The 1,724-nt window shown below is 71.8% G+C and carries 2 protein-coding genes; both read left to right on the top strand.

Annotated features, from left to right (window positions below; genetic code table 11):
• Positions 1-1,076: S1C family serine protease (locus tag N864_RS22070; protein ID WP_034722591.1), on the top strand; the 1,076-nt coding region annotated here is incomplete at its 5' end.
• Between the two features lie 53 nt (positions 1,077-1,129).
• Positions 1,130-1,477 carry a twin-arginine translocase TatA/TatE family subunit gene (locus tag N864_RS22065; RefSeq protein ID WP_034722592.1) on the top strand — a complete coding sequence of 116 codons (348 nt, stop codon included), beginning with the start codon at positions 1,130-1,132 and terminating at the stop codon, positions 1,475-1,477.
• The last annotated feature ends 247 nt before the right edge of the window (positions 1,478-1,724 follow it).

Genomic DNA, 1,724 nt, shown 5'->3' with positions numbered 1-1,724 from the left:
CGCCGCGCCGGGCGCGCGGCCCGCTCGTCGCGCTCGTCCTGGCCCTGTGCCTCGTCTCCGGTGTCATCGGCGGCGTCGTGGGCCAGCTGCTCGCCGACCGTCCCCTGGCCGGCTCGACGCTCCCGCAGGCCGGCCCCGGGGCCACGGCCAGGCCTGGCGGCAGCGTCGCCAGCATCGCCGCCAAAGCGCTGCCGAGCGTGGTCACCATCCGCGTCAAGGGTGGCCAGGGTGATGCCACCGGCTCCGGCTTCGTCATCGACACCAAGGGCCACGTCCTGACCAACAACCATGTCGTCGCGGCCGCCGGCAACAGCGGCTCGATCGACGTGGTGCTCAGCAACGGCGACACCGAGCCGGCGACGATCGTCGGGCGGGACAGCAGCTACGACCTCGCCGTCATCAAGCTCTCGCGCACGGACCTGACCCCGCTCGTCCTCGGTCCCTCCGACCAGGTCGTCGTCGGTGACGAGGTCATCGCGGTCGGCGCGCCGCTCGGCCTGGACCAGACGGTCACGAGCGGCATCGTGAGTGCCCTGAACCGCCCGGTCACTCCTGGCGCGGGCGACGAGGGGTCCTACATCAACGCGATCCAGACCGACGCCGCCATCAACCCCGGCAACTCTGGCGGCCCCCTGCTCGACATGAAGGGCCAGGTCATCGGCATCAACTCGGCGATCGCCCGGGTGCCGGGCACCACGTCCTCCACGGGCGGCAACATCGGGCTGGGCTTCGCCATCCCGAGCGACCAGGCCCGGCGCACCGCCGACCAGCTCATCGCCACCGGCCACGCGACGCACCCGATCATCGGCGTGATGCTCGACCGCACCTTCAGCGGCGAGGGCGCCGAGGTCTCCACAGGTCCCGACGCGGTCACCGCGGGCGGGCCGGCGGACAAGGCGGGGATCAAGCCCGGTGACGTCATCATCGGCTTCGAGGGCAAGCGGATCCGCACCCCCGACCAGCTCATCGTCTCGATCCGCGCTCGCGCCGTCGGTGACACGGTGAACCTCAAGGTCAAGCGCGGCGCGCAGGAGCTCGACCTCAAGATGACGCTCGAGGCGGCACCCAGCGACTGATCGCAGGGAGGTCTCGTAGCATGGCGGCCCTGGGATCGAGGAGGTGAGTGGCCGTGTTCGACATCAACGGGTGGGAGTTCATCGTCCTCATCGTCCTGGCCGTCGTCGTCCTCGGGCCGGAGCGGCTCCCGGAGTATGCCGCCAAGCTCGGCCGTCTCGTGCGGCAGGCCAAGGAGCTGGCCGAGCGCGCCAAGACGCAGCTCAAGGACGAGATGGGTCCGGAGTTCTCCGACATCGACTGGCGCGCCTACGACCCCCGCCAGTACGACCCGCGCCGCATCGTGCGTGAGGCCTTGACAACGCCCGACCCCGCCGCGGCGACGACCGACACCGTGACGATGCCCCGCCCGGTCAGCTACGACCCGGGCCGGCCGACCCCGTGGGACAACGAGGCCACCTGAGCCGACGGGTCCGCTCAAGAACACGGCGCGGTATGCCGGCTGAGCCGGGTGAGCGCGCCCCGCGCGGTGACGCGTGGGCGGGCCCGACTGCCGCGGCCATCCCAGGTGTCGCCGGACGACCACCAATCGCCGTGTCGCCGGGGCGCCGTGCTCGTAGAGCACCGCCCGGACCAATCGTGGTCGTTTGGCGGCACCCGCGGACGGAGTGGCCCCTCGACGGTTGGTGGCCCTCGACGGTTGGTGGCCT

The organism is Intrasporangium chromatireducens Q5-1 (assembly GCF_000576575.1).
GTDB classification, from domain to species: Bacteria; Actinomycetota; Actinomycetes; order Actinomycetales; family Dermatophilaceae; genus Intrasporangium_A; species Intrasporangium_A chromatireducens.
Note: the sequence above shows the minus strand (reverse complement) of the source record. Positions and strands in the feature narration are given on the sequence as shown.